This is a genomic window from Mesorhizobium sp. M2A.F.Ca.ET.067.02.1.1, assembly GCF_004023285.1.
GTDB lineage: Bacteria > Pseudomonadota > Alphaproteobacteria > Rhizobiales > Rhizobiaceae > Mesorhizobium.
The window spans coordinates 1-17,893 of record NZ_RZSB01000044.1 but is presented as its reverse complement, the minus strand read 5'-3'; the positions used below and the strand labels follow the sequence as shown (position 1 = coordinate 17,893).

15 protein-coding genes are annotated in these 17,893 nt (G+C 65.3%); 6 read left to right on the top strand and 9 right to left on the bottom strand.

The genetic code is table 11. The features are described 5' to 3' along the window. Both EOA28_RS38680 and EOA28_RS06590 read left to right on the top strand, forming a co-directional pair. Positions 1-218, top strand: a 218-nt coding sequence (locus EOA28_RS38680; RefSeq protein WP_189341953.1) for a hypothetical protein, incomplete at its 5' end; no start/stop codon positions are given. A gap of 247 nt (positions 219-465) precedes the next feature. After that, a complete protein-coding gene (locus EOA28_RS06590; protein WP_127249859.1) occupies positions 466-1,839 on the top strand; it encodes an MFS transporter in 1,374 nt (457 codons plus the stop codon). A 201-nt stretch (positions 1,840-2,040) separates the two neighbouring features. Here the strand turns inward: EOA28_RS06590 and purH are convergent, their stop codons facing one another. The 4 genes from purH to htpX all read right to left on the bottom strand — a co-directional run bounded on the left by purH (position 2,041) and on the right by htpX (position 8,043). Then, positions 2,041-3,657 carry a bifunctional phosphoribosylaminoimidazolecarboxamide formyltransferase/IMP cyclohydrolase gene (gene purH / locus EOA28_RS06585; RefSeq protein WP_127249860.1) on the bottom strand — a complete coding sequence of 539 codons (1,617 nt, stop codon included), beginning with the start codon at positions 3,655-3,657 and terminating at the stop codon, positions 2,041-2,043. 113 nt (positions 3,658-3,770) lie between these two features. After that, the gene (locus EOA28_RS06580; RefSeq protein WP_127249861.1) at positions 3,771-5,495 is read right to left on the bottom strand and encodes a heparinase II/III family protein; all 1,725 of its coding nucleotides are present in this window, start codon (positions 5,493-5,495) and stop codon (positions 3,771-3,773) included. 149 nt (positions 5,496-5,644) lie between these two features. After that, positions 5,645-7,024: an RsmB/NOP family class I SAM-dependent RNA methyltransferase gene (locus tag EOA28_RS06575; RefSeq protein WP_189341952.1), complete on the bottom strand. Its 1,380-nt coding sequence runs from the start codon at positions 7,022-7,024 to the stop codon at positions 5,645-5,647. Further along, positions 7,015-8,043 carry a zinc metalloprotease HtpX gene (gene htpX / locus EOA28_RS06570; RefSeq protein ID WP_127249863.1) on the bottom strand — a complete coding sequence of 343 codons (1,029 nt, stop codon included), beginning with the start codon at positions 8,041-8,043 and terminating at the stop codon, positions 7,015-7,017. Before htpX ends, EOA28_RS06575 begins: the two co-directional genes overlap by 10 nt. A 105-nt stretch (positions 8,044-8,148) precedes the next feature. Between htpX and EOA28_RS06565 the strand changes: the two genes are divergently transcribed. Beyond that, on the top strand, positions 8,149-8,370 hold the full coding sequence (locus tag EOA28_RS06565; RefSeq protein ID WP_126080561.1) for a DUF1674 domain-containing protein: 222 nt from the start codon (positions 8,149-8,151) through the stop codon (positions 8,368-8,370). Positions 8,371-8,435: 65 nt separating this feature from the next. On the opposite strand, the gene EOA28_RS06560 is transcribed toward EOA28_RS06565, so the two are convergent. After that, a complete protein-coding gene (locus tag EOA28_RS06560) occupies positions 8,436-9,101 on the bottom strand; it encodes an HAD-IA family hydrolase (protein ID WP_127249864.1) in 666 nt (221 codons plus the stop codon). A 187-nt stretch (positions 9,102-9,288) separates the two neighbouring features. Between EOA28_RS06560 and EOA28_RS06555 the strand changes: the two genes are divergently transcribed. After that, positions 9,289-10,158 carry a transglutaminase family protein gene (locus EOA28_RS06555; protein WP_127249865.1) on the top strand — a complete coding sequence of 290 codons (870 nt, stop codon included), beginning with the start codon at positions 9,289-9,291 and terminating at the stop codon, positions 10,156-10,158. 297 nt (positions 10,159-10,455) lie between these two features. Then, positions 10,456-11,871, top strand: a complete 1,416-nt coding sequence (locus EOA28_RS06550; protein ID WP_127249866.1) for a pilus assembly protein — start codon at positions 10,456-10,458, stop codon at positions 11,869-11,871. A gap of 375 nt (positions 11,872-12,246) precedes the next feature. Here EOA28_RS06550 and EOA28_RS06545 read toward each other — a convergent pair whose 3' ends face one another. Both EOA28_RS06545 and acs read right to left on the bottom strand, forming a co-directional pair. Next, positions 12,247-13,011, bottom strand: a complete 765-nt coding sequence (locus EOA28_RS06545) for an MOSC domain-containing protein (RefSeq protein WP_127249867.1) — start codon at positions 13,009-13,011, stop codon at positions 12,247-12,249. Continuing rightward, the gene (gene acs / locus EOA28_RS06540; RefSeq protein ID WP_127249868.1) at positions 13,011-14,966 is read right to left on the bottom strand and encodes an acetate--CoA ligase; all 1,956 of its coding nucleotides are present in this window, start codon (positions 14,964-14,966) and stop codon (positions 13,011-13,013) included. The genes EOA28_RS06545 and acs overlap by 1 nt, the downstream gene beginning before the upstream one ends. 304 nt (positions 14,967-15,270) lie before the next feature. Between acs and EOA28_RS06535 the strand changes: the two genes are divergently transcribed. Next, positions 15,271-15,543, top strand: a complete 273-nt coding sequence (locus EOA28_RS06535; RefSeq protein WP_126063777.1) for an usg protein — start codon at positions 15,271-15,273, stop codon at positions 15,541-15,543. Between the two features lie 306 nt (positions 15,544-15,849). On the opposite strand, the gene EOA28_RS06525 is transcribed toward EOA28_RS06535, so the two are convergent. Further along, positions 15,850-16,884, bottom strand: coding sequence for an aldo/keto reductase (locus tag EOA28_RS06525; protein ID WP_127249869.1), 1,035 nt, complete (start codon positions 16,882-16,884; stop codon positions 15,850-15,852). Positions 16,885-16,921: 37 nt separating this feature from the next. After that, positions 16,922-17,893 (bottom strand): MFS transporter (locus EOA28_RS06520; RefSeq protein ID WP_148670665.1); only part of this gene is annotated, 972 nt, incomplete at its 5' end.

The following is a 17,893-nucleotide window of genomic DNA, read 5'->3' as shown; positions in this document are numbered from 1 at the left end:
CGACCGACACGATCGGCGTCGCGCGTCGCGGCATCGCGGTGGCGGCTCTGACGGCGCATGGCGCGGCGGCGGATCCGGTCTCGGCGTGGCTGGAAGCCGGCGGCGAGCGCATCGCCCGCATCCGCGAGCGGCTGCAGGCGCTGACCGAAGGCGGCGACATCACCGTGTCGCGGCTGTCGGTGGCGTCCGGGCTGATGACCGACCTGACGGGGATGTGAGCTGCTGTTCCTCGCCTCCGCCAAAGGCGGGGGAGAGGTGGCCGCGTAGCGGCCGGAGAGGGGCTTCGCAGGGCGAAGGCCCTTCTCGACTGATCAACCTGCCACAGCCCGCCGCATTCCCCTCTCCGTCTCGGCTTCGCCGAGCCACCTCTCCCCACTTCGTGGGGCGAGGAACTGGCGCTTGTTGCGCCACCGCCGGAAAACATGCAGACATGGCGCCCGGCGCGAGCGGCCCGAGGGAATCAGCATGGCGGCAGTAGAGACAGTGCAGCGGGCATCGGGGCGCGGCATCTGGGGCTGGATGTTCTTCGACTGGGCGGCCCAGCCTTTCTTCACCGTCGTCACCACCTTCATCTTCGGCCCCTATTTCGTCTCGCGCATGGCGAGCGACCCGACCGCCGGGCAGGCTGCCTGGGGTTACGGCATCGCCGCGGCGGGCCTGGTCATCGCGGTGCTGTCGCCGGTGCTCGGCTCGATCGCCGACCAGACCGGGCCGCGCAAGCCCTGGATCGCCTTCTTCGCAACGATCAAGATCGTCAGCCTCAGCCTGCTGTGGTTCGCCGCACCCGGCTCGAACCTGTTCCTGGTCGTGCTGTTGTTTTCGCTGGCCTCGGTTGCGGCCGAATTCTCCACCGTGTTCAACGATTCCATGATGCCGCGACTGGTGCCGAAGGAGGAGATCGGCCGCATTTCCAACGTCGCCTGGGGACTCGGCTATCTCGGCGGCATGGTGGCGCTGATCTTCGTCGTGCTGTTCCTGGCCGGCAATCTCGAAACCGGCAAGACCCTCATCGGCCTCGATCCGCTGTTCGGGCTGGACCCGAAGCTCGGCGAGGATGCGCGCTTCACCGGGCCGATGTCGGCCGGCTGGTATTTCCTGTTCATCCTGCCGATGTTCTTCTTCACGCCCGACGCCACCAAGGGAATCCCGATCGGACCAGCGGTGCGCGAGGGCTTGTCCGAACTGAAGTCCACGCTCGCCGAGGTGCGCCAGCGCAGCGGCATCCTGCGCTTCCTGCTTGCGCGCATGATCTATCAGGACGGCGTCAATGCGCTGCTGGCGCTCGGCGGCACATTCGCGGCCGGCATGTTCCACTGGTCGATCACCGAGATCGGCATGTTCGGCATCATCCTCAACATCGTAGCCATCTTCGGCTGCTGGATCGCGGCGCGGCTCGATACCGCGCTCGGCTCGAAGCATGTCGTGATGATCTCGCTGGTGATGCTGTCGGTCGCCACGATCGGCGTCGTCTCGACCGGCCCGGGCTTCACGCTGCTCGGCCTGATCCCGCTGCCGACAACCGATTCCGGCGGACTGTTCGGCACCGCGGCCGAAAAGGCCTATATCCTGTACGGGCTGCTGATCGGGCTCGCCTTCGGGCCGGTGCAGGCCTCGTCACGATCCTACATGGCGCGCAGCGTCACCGCCGCCGAGTCCGGCCGCTATTTCGGCATCTACGCATTGGCGGGGCGGGCGACCAGCTTCCTGGCGCCCTTCATGATTGCAAGCATCACCACGATGAGCGATTCGCCGCGGCTCGGCATGGCGGCGATCATCCTGTTCCTAGGCATCGGCATGGCGATACTGGCGGGGACGCCCTATCCGGCGGACAAGCGGTAGCGCTGTTTCCTTCTCCCCTTGTGGGAGAAGGTGTCGCCGAAGGCGACGGATGAGGGGTGCTGGAAGGATCGCTGCGCGGAAGAAGTAAGCGCCTGGTATCTTTCAGTTTTCCGACGTCTCACTCCGCTGGAACACCCCTCATCCGTCTCGGCGCTGCGCGCCGATCCACCTTCTCCCACAAGGGGAGAAGGGGAAGATCGCTCAATGCCTGAAATGCCTTACACCGGTGAACACCATGGCGATGCTGTGCTCGTCGGCGGCGGCGATGACGTCGTCGTCGCGCATCGAGCCGCCGGGCTGGATCACCGCCGTGGCGCCGGCCTCGATCGCCGACAAGAGCCCGTCGGCGAAGGGGAAGAAGGCGTCCGAGGCGACGACCGAACCCTTGGTCAGCGGTTCGGCGAGGCCGGCGGCTGCCGCCGCGTCCAGCGCCTTGCGGGCGGCGATGCGCGAGGAATCGACGCGGCTCATCTGGCCGGCGCCGATGCCGACCGTCGCGCCGTCCCTGGCATAGACGATGGCGTTGGACTTGACGTGCTTGGCGACGCGGAAGGCGAATTTGAGGTCGGCCAGTTCCGCCGGCGTCGGCGCGCGCTTCGTCACCACTTTCAATTCGAGGTCGTCGACCACGGCATTGTCGCGGCTTTGCACAAGCAATCCGCCGGCGACCGACTTCGCCGTCGTGCCGGCCGCGCGCGGGTCGGGCAGGCCGCCGGTGACCAGCAGGCGCAAATTCTTCTTAGCCGCGACGATCGCGGCGGCTTCGTCGGTGGCGTCCGGCGCGATGATGACCTCGGTGAAGGTTCTCACGATCTCTTCCGCGGCTTCCGCATCGAGGATGCGGTTCATGGCGACGATGCCGCCGAAGGCCGAGACCGGGTCGCAGGCCAGCGCCTTGGCGTAGGCCGCCTTCAGCGACGAGCCTTCGGCGACGCCACAGGGGTTGGCGTGCTTGATTATGGCGATCGCCGCTGAGCGGGCCGAATCGAACTCGCCGACCAGCTCGAAGGCGGCGTCGGTGTCGTTGATGTTGTTGTAGGAGAGCTGCTTGCCCTGCAATTGCCTGGCGGTGGCGACGCCCGGCCGCTTGTCGCCCGAGAGATAGAACCCTGCATTCTGATGCGGGTTCTCGCCATAGCGCATCACCTGGTCGAGCCGGCCGCCGAACGCGCGCCATGTCGGGTGCTCGATCTGGAGTTCCTCGGCGAACCATCCGGAAATCGCCGCGTCATAGGTGGCGGTGCGGGCAAAGGCCTTGGCCGCCAGCTTCTTGCGGAAATCGAGCGACAGCGAGCCGAGATTCATCTCCAATGCGTTGACCACTGAAGCATAGTCGGCCGGGTCGGTGACGATGGCGACATAGGCGTGGTTCTTGGCCGAGGCGCGGATCATCGCCGGCCCGCCGATGTCGATATTCTCGACGATCGAGGCATAGCCGGCGCCGGAGCGGCGCACCTCCTCGAACGGATAGAGGTTCGAGACGACCAGGTCGATCGGCTCGATGTGGTGGTCGCGCATGGCCTTGGCATGCTCGGCATCGTCGCGGATGCCAAGCAGCGCGCCATGCACCGAAGGATGCAAGGTCTTCACCCGACCGTCCATGATTTCGGGAAAGCCGGTTAGCTCGGAAACGTCGCGCACCGCAAGGCCGGCCTCGGCGATGGTCTTGGCCGTGCCGCCGGTAGAGACCAGCTCGACGCCGGCAGCGGCGAGCGCCTTGGCAAAGTCGACCAGCCCGGTCTTGTCGAAGACGGAAAGCAGCGCGCGGCGCACCGGAACGAGATCCGGCGCCGGAATGTTTTTTGTGGGCACGGCCATGGCGGGCGGCCTTTCAGAGCTGTTGGAAGGGACGTTGGCCGGCCCTAGCATATGAGCCCCGGAAATCAAGTGAATCCGGGATCATGGCGCGCAGCCGCGTTTGCCGGGCAGGCTCAGTTGTTTTCGGGATAGCCGGCGATAATGGTGCGGGTCAGCTGCCAGTGGACCTCGGTAATCTCCGAGGCCTTGAAGGCGAGCACGATCTGCCGGCTGCGGCGCGGACCGCTCAGGCCGGCGAAATAGATCGATTCCTCGACCTCCGGCACCACTTCGGCGCAGGTGAAGACCCAGCTGTCGCCCTGCGCGGCGGCAAGGGTCAGCCGGTCGTGATCGTCCTGCAGCAGGCTAATATCGGGGTGGACGTGGAAGCGCACCGTGACGAAGTCGCGGCCGTTGTTGCGGATCGCGGCATTGCCCGGGCGCAGGAACCGGTCTCGCCCGGCAAGCACGTTGCCGTTCGTGCCAAGCTTCAGCTCGCGCTCATGCAGGAAGCCGAATTGCTGAAGGTAGCCGTCATGGCGGGCGACGAAGCCCTGCATGCCCTTCTGGTCGAGGCGCTTGCAGGGCACATGCTGCGGGCCGCCGATCAGCGGCGAGCCCAAAAGGTCGCTGACGCGCAGCGAGTGGCTGAAGCGCGCCGACGAGGTGTCGTTGATCGTGGCGGTCGAATGCGCCGCGGTGGCGCGCGCCAGAGGCCGGAATTCCGGGGCGCCATACGTATCGATGCCGGCATTGACGATGAAGTGCTGGCGCCCGGACGAAAGCTCGAAGGCAAGACAGCCGGCATGCGCGGCATTGGAGACGTCGATCGGCGGCGGCAGGCCGGTGTCGGCGATCACCGTCACGCCGCCCATCGAAAGGCGCTCATAGCCGGAATGCGGCGCGTGCAGCAGCGGCGCGCCCACCGTGTCGTCATGGCGCAAGATGGTGGCGATGCGGTCATGGATGGTGGCGCCCATGCCGTTGAAGCGGGCAAGGCTGCCGTCCTGATGGCGGAAGAAGCGCAGCGCCGGCAACATGCGGTCGATGGCGCCGATCAGGGCCGCCGGCGGCGCCTCGGCCTGGTTGGCATAGGTCTGGCGCAGCGGCAGGAGATCGGCGAGCAGCTCCAGCACCGCCATCGGTTTGCGCGAGATGTGGCCGCCATCGGGCAGGATTTGATGCTCCAGCTCCTCGGCCAGGTTGCGCGTCGCCGAACGCAGCGCCGAAGCCGGCGCCGGCAGCGACAGCGCGGCGAAGGCGAGCGCGATGCGGGCGCGCAGCCTGGCCTCGCCCTCCGGCATCTCACGCGCGACCGAGCGCAGGTAGCGAATCTGCACGGCAAGCGATTTGAGGAAGGCGCGATAGAACGGGAATTCGGCGCCTTGCAGCACCACCGAGGAATGCTGCAGCCAGGCGATCACGCGCTTGGCCGTCGTTCCCGGCTCCCAGGCGATGCCCGAAATCTGGTTGCCGTGCATGGCAATCCAGTCGGTCACCAGGGCTCTCGCATTGGCGGCGGCGAGCTCGGTGCCGGCGGCGCGCATGTGGCGCAGCCAGCGGAAGCCATGCAGCGATTTCTGCCAGCCGCGATTGGGCACGTCGAGCTGAAAGGGCGAGGTGCCGCCGGTCTCGACCAGATGGCCGGACAGCGGGTAGCGGCCGTAATAAATCTCCAGGGCGATTTGCGGATCGGCGAGCCGCAAATCCGGCGGGGCGATCAGGACGCGTTCGGGCGTGCGGCCGGAATAGCGCCAGCGATAGACCGGACCGGCGCGCAAACGCCGGCGCGTCTTGCGCCAGAACTCCTTCGCGACGAGCGTCCATAGACGCGTCGTGTTGCCGGCAACAAGTGCCAATAGCCCTCCAGATGTCCCCATTACCCAAGCGCAAGCTTATGCGATTCAAGAACTTATGCGAAGGCGGATTTCGCCGAAGTGAACCACTTCACGCCGCTTTGCCGGTACCGATCCCTAAAAAAGTCAGCACGTTTTTGCGGGATAACGACTCAACCAGCCCGTCTCATCCGGGCCGCGAAGAAGCCGTCCAGACCGGAAATCCCCGGCGATTCAAGCATTAGGTCGGCGGGCGTCGTGCGCAGCGCGCCCGCAGGGGTGAGGAAAGGGTCGACTTCGGCGAACTCGCCCGGGCGGATCGGGTCGTCGATCACCCCGGGGGTTTCGGCAAGGAAGGCACGATAGAGTTCTTCGCCTTCGATCGGGTCGAGCGAGCAGTTGGAAAAGACGATGCGGCCGCCGGGCCTGACGAAACCGACGGCATGGGCAAGGAGGCGACGCTGGAGATCGGCGAGCTTTTCGACATCCGCCATGGTCTTGGTCCAGGGCACATCGGGATGGCGACGCACAGTCCCGGTCGAGGAGCAGGGCGCGTCGAGCAGCACGGCGTCGAACAGGTCCGCCGGCCGGTAATCCAGGAGGTCAGTCTGGACCAGATCGGCCGTCAGGCCGAGGCGGTCGAGATTCTGCTTCAGCCGCGCCAGCCGGTTCTTCGAGGTGTCGACAGCGGTGACGTCGGCGCCGGCCAGGATAAGCTGCGCCGTCTTGCCGCCGGGCGCGGCGCAGAGGTCGGCGACGCGTTTTCCGCTTATGTCGCCGAACAGGCGCGCCGGCAGGCTTGCGGCCGTGTCCTGCACCCACCAGGCGCCGTCGGCGAAGCCGGGCAGGTCGATGACATTGGCCGACAGCTTTTCGACACGCACGGTGCCGGTCGGCAGAACGATGCCGCCCAGGCGCTCGGCCCAAAGCGCTGGATCGGCCTTGACGGTGAAATCGACCGGCGCCTCGTGGCGATGCGCGGCAAGGATGGCGTGCGCCTTGTCGGCTCCGTAGGCGGCGGTCAGCCGCTCGGCAAACCATTGCGGCGCCTCGCTGGTGGCGGCAAGCGCCCGGGCAAGCTCGGCGTCCTTGGCGCGGGCCAGCGAACGCAGCACGCCATTGACGAGGCCGGAGAAGCGGGTGGTGCGCGGATCGGATTTGGCGTGGGTGACGGCAAGGTCGACGGCGGCGCTGTCCGGAACGTCGAGGAACAGGATCTGCGCGGCGGCGACATTGAGGATATGCGAGAGTGCCGTGGCATTGGCCGGCAAGGGCTTTTCCAACCGCCTGGACAGCAGCCCGGCAATGGTCATGCGATGGCGCAGCGCGGTCACCAGGATGGCGCGCACCAGCGCGCGGTCGCGGCCGTCCAGCGCCTTGTATTGCGGGTGGCCGTGCTCGTTGTCGGTCAATCCATCGAGCGGCGTGCGGGCATCGATGACGGCGGCCAGCAGTCGCGCCGCCGCCTTGCGCGCGGCAAGGCCGGCTATCTCCTCACCGGCCTTGTGTTGCGCATTGCCTGGCTGTCCGCGCCTCGGCGGCGTCACGACCACGGACCTTTCGACCGGCGCGGTCCGGTCGGGTTGCGGCCCCACGGATTGGGTTTCGGCGGCGGCGGGCCGGCAGGCGGCGCGGGTTCCGTCCGCTTACCCCATGGACCGGCCGACGCCTCCTCGGGCTGGATGGGCCGCGCGGAAGCCTCGCGCCGATTGGCAGGCGACGCACGACCCATCTCGCTTGCCATCTCCTGTAGCGCCGCGATGCGGTTCTCGGTGCTCGGATGGGTCGAGAACAGATTGTCCATGCGCTCGGCATGCAGGGGGTTGATGATGAAAAGATGCGCCATCGCCGGGTTGCGCTCGGCATCCTCATTGGGGATTTGTTCGGCGCCGTGCGCGATCTTGGCGAGCGCCGAGGCCAGCCACAGCGGATTGCCGCAGATCTCGGCGCCGCGCCGGTCGGCCTCGTATTCGCGGGTGCGGCTCACCGCCATCTGCACGATCATGGCGGCGAAGGGCGCCACCAGCATTGCCACCAGCACGCCGACAAAGCCGAACGGGTTGTTGTTGTCGCGGCTGCCGCCGAGGAAGAAGGCGAAGTTGCCTAGCATCGAGATCGCGCCGGCAAGTGTCGCCACGATCGTCATGGTCAGCGTGTCGCGATGCTGCACATGGGCAAGCTCATGCGCCATCACCGCCGCGACCTCCTCGTGCGAGAGGCGCTGGAGCAGGCCGGTGGACGCGGCCACCGCGGCATTCTCGGGATTTCGGCCGGTGGCGAAGGCGTTGGGCTGCGGGTTGTCGATCAGATAGGTCTTCGGCATTGGCAGGCCGGCCTGCTTGGCCAGCGCCTGGACGATCGCGTAATATTCGGGCGCATTCTTCTCGTCGACCTCGATGGCGTGGTTCATCGACAGCACCATCTTGTCGGCGTTCCAGTAGCTGAACAGGTTGGTGCCGGCGGCGATCAAAAGCGCGATGACCATGCCGCCCGAGCCGCCGATCAGATAGCCGACGCCCATGAACAGCGCCGTCATCGCGGCAAGCAGCATGGCGGTGCGAAGCGTGTTCATCGTTTCATCCGTTCGGGGAGATGGAGAATTGGGGTCGATCCTTTTGGGGTCATGGCTATATGATGGGAAAGGCCGGGCTCCGTTTCAATCGGCAGGGAATATCGCATGACCGAACTGACCAACAAGACCGAAACCGCGGGCGATGGCGACGGGCCGCGAAAGATGCTGACGCCGGCCGCGAGCCGCGCGCTGGCGGAGGCCGAGGCCAGGCGCAGGGAATATCGCGAGGCCGAGGCAAAATTGCCGAAGGAAATCGGCGGCCGCGGCGGCAAGGAACCCGGCCGCTATGGCGATTGGGAGGTGAAGGGCCTCACCAGCGACTTCTAGCCGGATGTGCTGATATTCAGGTGAGGCCGGCCTGCAGGCGGCCCGGCCTGACCCCCGACACATCCTTAGGCCGCAGCCCGTGTCGGCGACAAAACGATGAAACCACTTTCGTCGACCGCAATGCCGATCTCGTCATAGGAACGGATCGTCGGGTGCGGTGTGACGAGCGGGTGGACGTGCGTGGCGCTGATCACCATCACCGAGGCGCCGGAAGCCTCGCCCGCCGCGATGCCTGCCGGCGCATCCTCGAAGACCAGGCAGTCGCGCGCCTCGACTCCAAGATGCTTTGCCGCCAGGAGAAAACAATCCGGCGCCGGCTTGCCATGGGTCACGTCTTCCGCCGTTACCATCATGGCGGGAACTGGGATGCCGGCCGCCTGCATGCGCAGCAGCGCCAGCTCGCGCGGCGCCGAGGTGACGATGGCCCAGCGCTCCGGCGGCAGCGATTCCAGGAACGAGACGGCGCCGGGGATAGGGACGATGCCTTCGAGGTCGTCCGCCTCGGCCTTGAGCAGCGCATCGGCTTCCGCAACCACATCGACGCCCGGAAGCATCAATCCGCCGATCGTCTCGATCGCCCGCTTGCCATGGATGGTCGGCAGGAAGGTGGCGATGTCCAGCCCGTGGCGCTCCGCCCACTTCGTCCACACCCGTTCCGCCGCGGCGATCGAATTGAGCACCGTGCCGTCCATGTCGAACAGGAAGGCGGCGAACTTTGAGCCTGCGAACATCGGATTTCCTGGAGAATCGTTTTCGGGGAGGGCGAAACGTGGTACCCAGTTTAGACCGGCCAGCACTGGCTGAGAAGGCGAGATACCCACCATTTCAATTTCGCACGGGAACAACCTCCGGTTCGTTGCGTTGAAGAGGCTGTCTTCCAAAATCGCCACGGAGCCAAAACCACCAAGGGGGCATGCGATGCTGATCCGGCTCGGCTATGAAATCGCCATCGAATGCGCGGCGGCGACGCCGATCATCTCGCTTCTCGACATCCATCCCGACCGGCATGCCGACATCAAGCGGCAAACGCGGGTCCTGACCTCGCCCTCGGTGCCGACCCGGACTTATCACGACCGCCACGGCAATATCTGCCGTCGCTTCACGGCGCCCGCCGGAAGCTTCCGCATCCTCTATGACGCGGTGATCGAGGACAGCGGCGAGACGGACGAGGTCAACACGCTGGCGCGAGAAACGCCGGTCGCGGAACTGCCCGACGACGTGCTGACCTATCTGCTCGGCAGCCGCTATTGCGAGACCGACCACCTCGGCAGCATCGCCTGGCAGCTTTTCGGCCAGTTCCCGCCCGGCTGGGCGCGCGTTCAGGCGATCGTCGACTATGTCAACAGCCGGCTCTCCTTCGGCTACGGCTACGCTCGCGCCACCCGCACGGCGGCCCAGGCGCATGAGGAGCGTGTCGGGGTCTGCCGCGATTTCGCGCATCTGGCGATCACGCTTTGCCGATGCATGAACATTCCGGCGCGCTACGTGAACGGCTATCTCGGCGATATCGGCGTGCCGGCCGATCCGGCCCCGATGGATTTTTCTGCCTGGATGGAAGTCTTCCTCGACGGCAAATGGTACACGTTCGACCCGCGCCACAACCGGCCGCGCATCGGCCGGGTCGTCATCGCGCGCGGCCGCGACGCCACCGACGTGCCGTTGCTGCACAGTTTCGGTCCGCACCGGCTCTCTCTTTTCAAGGTGTGGACCTACGAGCAGGAAGGCAATCGCTTCAATCCTCCGCATCACGGCGTCGATCGGACGGTCAGCGCGCAGATGTTAGCCTAGGCTCGACAGACCCCTGCGCCGCACCATGTTTCATTGGAGCCGCCGACCCGCTTCGGCACAGCCCGATTGTGCCAAACAGAGACCGGACGCAACAGTCCTCGAGATCATGGTAAGCGCTTCATGAAGCTGGCTTCACCGGTGCATTCTCGTTTACTTCCTGTTCACCCTCAACTTTGCCGAAAGCAAGCAGAAACAATGCACTAACTGCCTGTTAAGCGTCTTTCGGCGGCTTCTGGCCGAAATCCTGCACTGCCTTTGCCGAGCGGCGCAGCGCCGCAGACAGTGGAGGCGGAAGGCATGCGGCAGTTCAGAGATGTCGTTCGTGGGGTGGGCGACTTTAGCCGGAATCGCGAAGGCAATTTCGCGATTCTGTTCGGAGCTGCCGTATCTGTCCTCGCGCTGGGGGTGGGATACGCGGTCAACATCTCGCAACTCTACAATGCGAGGTCGAGCTTGCAGGGCGTCGTCGACGCGGCTGTGACCTCGACGGCCCGCGATCTCACCCTCGGCGTCATCACGGAAGCCGAAGCCAGCAAAACGGTCCAGGCATTCCTCGACGCCAACAGCACCGCCGGCATCCTGCAGGCCAACCAGGTGGTGCTGGACAAGCTTACGGTCGACAGGACAGCCAACACCGTGCAGGCCGATGCGCATGCCGATGTCGGCCTCTTCTTTCCGCTGTTCAGCACCGACAGCATGCGCCGCGTGACCGCTTCGACCACCGCGCTCTACTCGGACAAGACGGTGGAGGTGGCGATGATGCTCGATGTCACCGGTTCGATGGCTCCCGACTGGCGCGCCAAGACCAACAAGATCGGCGACCTGAGGACCGCCGCGTCACAGACGGTCAAGGGTCTCCTGGATCAGAATCGGGACCCCAATGATCCCCGGATTCGGGTGTCGATCATCCCCTATGCCGAAGCCGTCAACACCGGCCGCCTGGCCGACACGGTCTTCGTGGAGACCGAGATGGGGGCGAAAGTGCCGCCGCCGATCGATGCCGCGGTGCCGGTTTCTGCCACGGTGTCCGACAATTGCGCAACCGAGCGCAAGGACAAGGACGGCTACGTCGATTACTCGTCGGACGGGCCCTACACGCAACGGCCCGACAATCAGGGCAGGATCTATCTGGCCAAGGTCAACCGCGACTACCGTGTGAAGGTATGCCCCACGGGCACTCTGGTTCCGCTTACTGCCGATGAGGACAAGCTGGTGACGGCGATCGAACATTTTCAGGCCGGGGGCGTGACCGCAGGCGGCATTGCCGCGCAGTGGGGCTATTACATGCTCTCGCCATCCTGGCGTACGGCCATATCGAGCGCTCGCCTAGGCGCCGGCCCCGCCAACTTCGATCGCAACAGGGTGGCCAAGATCGCCATCCTGATGACGGACGGCCAGTTCAACACCGCCTTTGCCGGCGGACGCGGCGCGTCCAGGTCGCAGGATCAAGGTCAGAAGTCGCGCGCCAATGCCGAAAACATCTGCGATAACATGAAGCGCGACGGCATCGAGATATTCACCATCGGCTTCGATCTCAACGATCCGGCGATGACCGCAACCGAACGCGATCAGGCCAAGTCCGTGTTGAAGGACTGCGCGACGGACGACACCTCGTCGCTCAAGCATTATTACGAGGCCGCCAATGGCGCCGAGTTGTCCCATGCCTTCGGGGAAATCAGCCGCAATATCGAGAAGCTCACAATCAGCCGCTGACCTGCAGCGCCGACCCCAAAGCGCGTCGCGATCTTTCAGATTCGCTCCATGCGCTTTTACGTTTTTGACTTTACGCATGTCTCCCAAAACCCGGTTCCCACTTTCGGGAGACACGCCTCATACGGAAAAGGCCGCCGCTTCTTGACGAAGCAGGCGGCCTTCCGTGTTTCCGTCCATGACGCGGCTCCTGGCGGCAACCGCTTCGGGCTGCCTGCCGCGCGTCTCGCGCCTTAACGGGAAGACTGCTTCCCGGAAGTGCAATCCGCTGAGCTCACGTTATGGAAAACGAAATCACTCGACATCGGATCACCTCCTTTCGGTTTGTTGAACACACCCCAATGATGGGGTGCGTTGCAGCAAAAGACAAGAGGCAGGTCAGACGAAGCGCATCGGCGCGCCGATCTCGATCCGCGCCGGCCGGTCGACGGTGCAGTAGACGCCGAGATTGTGGGCGTTGTGGCGCACCAGATTGCGCAGGATGCCGGGGTCGGTGTCGAAGCCGTCCTGGGCGATGATGGTGAAGCCGCAGCGGCGGCAGGGTTCGGAGACGGTGAGCTCGAGATCGCCGACCGCGAGCTTCCTGCCGATCCATCGCGTCTCCGGGAAGGCGCCTTCGACAGGCGCCATGTCGACGACGATGTTGGGCCGGAAGCGGCGCGGATCGGGCGTGCCCTCCGGATGCAGGGCCTTCAGGCGGGCCAGCGAGGCAGTGGTGAGCAGATGGATCGGCGCCTTGGCATAGCGGGCTGCGGTCAGCGGCCCGGTATAGAAGGGCGCCGCGTTCTCAGCGCCGAACGGACGGATGGAGGCCGCGAAGCCGAGGAAGGCCGAAATCGCGCGGTCGCTTTCCGGGTCGGGCGCCGGCAGCCAGCCGCCGCCGGGCACGGCGACTTCCAGGCGCCATTCCTTGCTCATCGGGGCCCCGCCCAGCCGGGTGCGAATCAGCGGCACTTTGTGCCACTTTGTTTCGCGGTCTGGCCTTGCGATCTCGCCGTCGGAAGCATCGACCAGTCCGAACAGCCGGTCGCCATCGACAGTCGTCGTGCCGACGGAAATGGCATCGAGCCGCTCGCCGGCGAGCGAGCTCGCCGGATAGCGCCAGAGCTGGCTGACGGAGCCGAGGATCGTCTCGCCGGCCATCAGCCTTTCTTGTTCTGGCGGTTGACGACGAGGTCGTCGACCACGGCCGGATCGGCGAGCGTCGAGGTGTCGCCCAGCGAACCGAAATCGTCCTCGGCGATCTTGCGCAGGATGCGGCGCATGATCTTGCCGGAACGGGTCTTGGGCAGGCCGGGCGCGAACTGGATCTTGTCCGGCGTGGCGATGGCGCCGATCTCCTTGCGCACATGGGCGACTAGCTCCTTGCGCAGGTCCTCGCTGCCTGCCTGGCCGGCCATCAGCGTAACATAGCAGTAGATCCCCTGCCCCTTGATGTCGTGCGGATAGCCGACGACCGCGGCTTCGGAAACCTTGTCGTGGCTGACCAGCGCCGACTCGACCTCGGCCGTACCCATGCGATGGCCGGAGACGTTGATGACGTCGTCGACGCGGCCGGTGATCCAGTAATAGCCGTCGGCGTCGCGGCGGCAGCCGTCGCCGGTGAAGTACTTGCCCTTGTAGGTCGAGAAATAGGTCTGCACGAAGCGCTCGTGGTCGCCATAGACCGTGCGCATCTGGCCCGGCCAGGAGTCGGTGATGCACAGATTGCCGTCGGTGGCGCCTTCCAGCACCTTGCCTTCACCGTCGACCAGCTGCGGCTGAACGCCGAAGAAGGGCCGGGTGGCGGAACCGGCTTTCAGGTCCGTGGCGCCGGGCAGCGGCGTGATCAGGATGCCGCCGGTCTCGGTCTGCCACCATGTGTCGACGATCGGCACCTTGCCGTTGCCGACGACGTTGAAATACCACTCCCAGGCTTCCGGGTTGATCGGCTCGCCGACCGACCCCAGAACGCGCAGCGACTTGCGTGAGGTCTTCTTCACATGGCCGTCGCCGGCGCCCATCAGCGCGCGCAGCGCCGTCGGCGCGGTGTAGAAGATGTTGACCTTGTGCTTGTCGATGACCTCCCAGAAGCGCGCCTGGGAGGGATAGTTCGGCACGCCCTCGAACATCAGCGTGGTGGCGCCGTTGGCCAGAGGTCCGTAGACGATATAGCTGTGGCCGGTCACCCAGCCGACATCGGCGGTGCACCAATAGACGTCGCCGTCATGGTAGTCGAAGACATATTGGTGCGTCATCGAGGCATAGACGAGATAGCCGGCGGTGGTGTGCAGGACGCCCTTCGGCTTGCCGGTCGAGCCGGAGGTGTAGAGGATGAACAGCGGATCCTCTGCCTTCATCTTCTCCGGCTTGCATTCAGCCTTCACCGAAGCGACTTCGTCGTGATACCAGACGTCGCGACCGGGAGCCCAGCCGACCTTGCCGCCGGTGCGGCGCACGACCACGACCTTGTTGACCATCACGAAGTTCCTGGCGGCGATGTCGATCGCCTTGTCGGCATTGTCCTTCAGCGGAATGGTCTTGCCGCCGCGCAGACCTTCATCGGCGGTGATGACGAAGGTCGATTCGCAGTCGACGATGCGGCCGGCGAGCGCGTCCGGCGAGAAGCCGCCGAAGACGATCGAATGGATGGCGCCGATGCGGGTGCAGGCGAGCATCGCATAGGCCGCTTCCGGGATCATCGGCATGTAGATGGTGACGCGGTCGCCCTTCTTGACGCCGTGCTTCTTCATCACATTGGCGAGCCGGCATACATGTTCGTAAAGCTCGTTGTAGGTGATCTTCCTGTCGTCGTAGGGATTGTCGCCTTCCCAGATGATGGCGGTCTGGTTGCCGCGCTTCTTCAGGTGCCGGTCGATGCAATTGTAGGAGACGTTGGTCTGGCCGTCCTCGAACCACTTGATCGAGACCTTGCCGTCGAACGAGGTGTTCTTGACCTTCGTGAAAGGCTTGAACCAGTCGATGCGCTTGCCGTGCTTGCCCCAGAACTTGTCCGGGTTCTTCACGCTGTCGGCATACCATTTGAGGTAGGTATCGTTGTCGATCAACGCGTTCTTCTTCCACGCCGGCTGGACGCGGTGGACATGCACATCGGACATTTCCTGCTTTCCTCCCAAACCACTCTCGCCGGCTTGAGCCGCCAGCGGCATCGCGGCAAAACGGCCGCGAATTCGCGGGCATTATTAACAGTTCCGTCGTGGCGGCAATATTAGACGTTGGATTCGCGCGGCGGGATGACGCAGGGGCAAGCGCCCAAGGCTACTAGCACTCCCGCTGGGCGGCTGCTAACCGCCTGTTTTAATGAGAAAAATTTTTAGGGACCTCGCAAAAAACCATAGACGGTTAAGCAACCGTGCGCACAATTCGGCGTTGGGAGGAAGGAGAATCAACCAAGGAAACGCAATGCGCGACAATTCCGAAATGGACCTGATGCTCAGGGGATATGGGCTGACCACGGCCAAGATCCTTTACCACTATCCGGACCACCCGCACCTGCTGCAAAGCTTTGTCTGGCAGGATTACGACATAGCGCCGCAATTCCCGGTGCTGATCCGCTTCATCGAATTCTGGAAGACCAAGCTCGACGGACCGCTGCATTCGGTGACGTATACCCACCAGAGGCTCGTCGCGCCGAATGAGTGGCGGAAGGTCGATGGGGAGTTTCTGGTGCACTGAGGCGTTGCCCAGAAGTTCTCTGGACGTCGAATGTTTGGCGGAAACGCCTGTGACTTCGTCATCCACGGGCGGAGCAAGGAGCGAAGCGACGCGGCGCAGACCCGAGGATCCATTCCGTGACTTCGAAGCGTTGCGGCGATCCAGAATTCTGCTCGCCGCGCCTACGATCGAGGTAACGGAATGGATCCTCGGGTCTTCGCGACGCCGCTTCGCGGCTGCTTCGCCCGTGGATGACGAAGTTCAGAGGGCTGCGGCTAATCTCGCGCGTTCACGCTCGCGCTGAGGGGGCAGCTTCAGCGCCGGCGATCACACCGCCGGCGGGTTCAGCCGGGCGAAGCCTTCTTGGCGCCGATAGGGGAAGTAGGGATAGGGCGCCGTCACCGCGCTCGCTTCGTCGAGCGCCTTGATCTGTTGGGGCGTCAGCGTCCAGCCGACGGCGCCGAGGTTCTGGCGGAGCTGTTCCTCGTTGCGCGCGCCGATGATCACCGACGACACGGTCGGCCGCTGCAGGAGCCAGTTGATGGCGACCTTGGGCACGGTCTTGCCGGTCTCGGCGGCGACCGCTTCCAGCGCATCGACCACCTTGAAAAGATGCTCGTCCTCGACCGGCGGGCCGAAATCGGCTGTGCCGTGCAGCCGGCTCTTTTCCGGCAAGGGCTGGCCGCGGCGGATCTTGCCGGTCAGCCGGCCCCAGCCGAGCGGACTCCACACCAGGGCGCCGACGCCCTGGTCGAGGCCGAGCGGCATCAGTTCCCACTCATAGTCGCGGCCCACCAGCGAATAATAGACCTGATGCGCGACGTAGCGCGGGTAGCCGTGTTTGTCGGCCAGGCCGAGCGATTTCATCACCTGCCAACTGGAGAAGTTGGAGACGCCGACATAGCGCAGCCTGCCGGAGCGCACGAGGTCGTCCAGCGCCGACAGCACTTCCTCGATCGGTGTCGAGGCGTCGAAGGCATGGAGCTGCAAAAGGTCGATATAGTCGGTGCCGAGACGCTTCAGCGCCGCGTCGACGGAGCGGATCAGGCGGGAGCGCGACGAGCCCCAGTCGGCCGGACCGTCGCCCATCGGCAACGACGTCTTGGTCGAGATCAGCACCGCGTCGCGACGGCCCCTGATCGCCTCGCCAAGCACCTCTTCCGAGACGCCGTTGGAATAGACATCGGCCGTGTCGAAAAGATTGACGCCCGCCTCCAGGCAGATGTCGACCAGCCGGCGCGCCTCTTTCGCGTCGCTGTTGCCCCAATGGCCGAAGAGGGGACCGGAGCCGCCAAAGGTTCCGGCGCCGAAGGAAAGCGCCGGCACTTTCAGGCCGGAGGCGCCGAGAGGTCGATAATCCATCTTTTTTCTCCTGATTGGATGTCGAAGGGATCGGCGTTCAGCACTGCGCCGTGACCGGCTTGCCGATCGCGCTGCCGCGTTCGAGACGCAGCGCCATGAGCACCACGCCGAGCGCGGCGATCGGCACCAGGCCGGCGACGAGGGGGACGGCGCCGAGGCCGGGGCCGTGATCGATGACGAAGCCGCCGAGCCAAGCGCCGATGGCGTTGCCGAGATTGAAGGCGGCGATGTTGAAGGAGGAGGCCAGGCCCTGGCCGGCGCCCTTGGCCTTCTCCAGCACCCACATCTGCAGCGGCGCGACGGTGGCGAAGGCGGCGGCACCCAGCAGGCCCACGGCAATGATCGCCGTGATCGGCTGATGGATCGCCGCGGTCATGAGGAACAGCACCGCCGACAGCGCAACCAGCGTGCCGACGACCGTCGGCACAAGGTGCCGGTCGGCGAGGCGTCCGCCAAGCAGGTTGCCGGCGACCAGCCCGCCGCCGAAGACGAGCAGGATCGGCGAGACGGCTCCCTCGGAAAAGCCGGTGACGCGGGTCAGGATCGGCGCCAGATAGGTGAAGGCAGCAAAGACGCCGACCCAGCTCAGCACCGTGGTCAGGAGGCCGAGCAGCACCGCCCGGCGGCCGAGCACGGCGAGCGTGCCTTCGGAGCTTTCCTCTTCGTCTGCTGCTACCGGTTCGTCGCGCGGCACGAGCAGCGCGATCACGGCAAAGGCGATGACGCCGACCAGCGTGACGGCGAGGAAGGTGGAGCGCCAGCCATAGGCCTGGCCGAGCCAGGTGCCGAAGGGCACGCCGAGGATGTTGGCGACGGTGAGGCCGGTGAACATCAGCGCGATGGCCGAGGCCTTCCTGTTGGGCGCGACCAAGCTGGTGGCGACGACGGAGCCGACGCCGAAGAAGGAGGCGTGGGCGAAGGCGGTGAGCACACGCGCCGCCATCAGCGTCCAGTAGTCGGGCGCCAGTGCGCAGGCCAAGTTGCCGACGGTGAAGACCACCATCAGCGC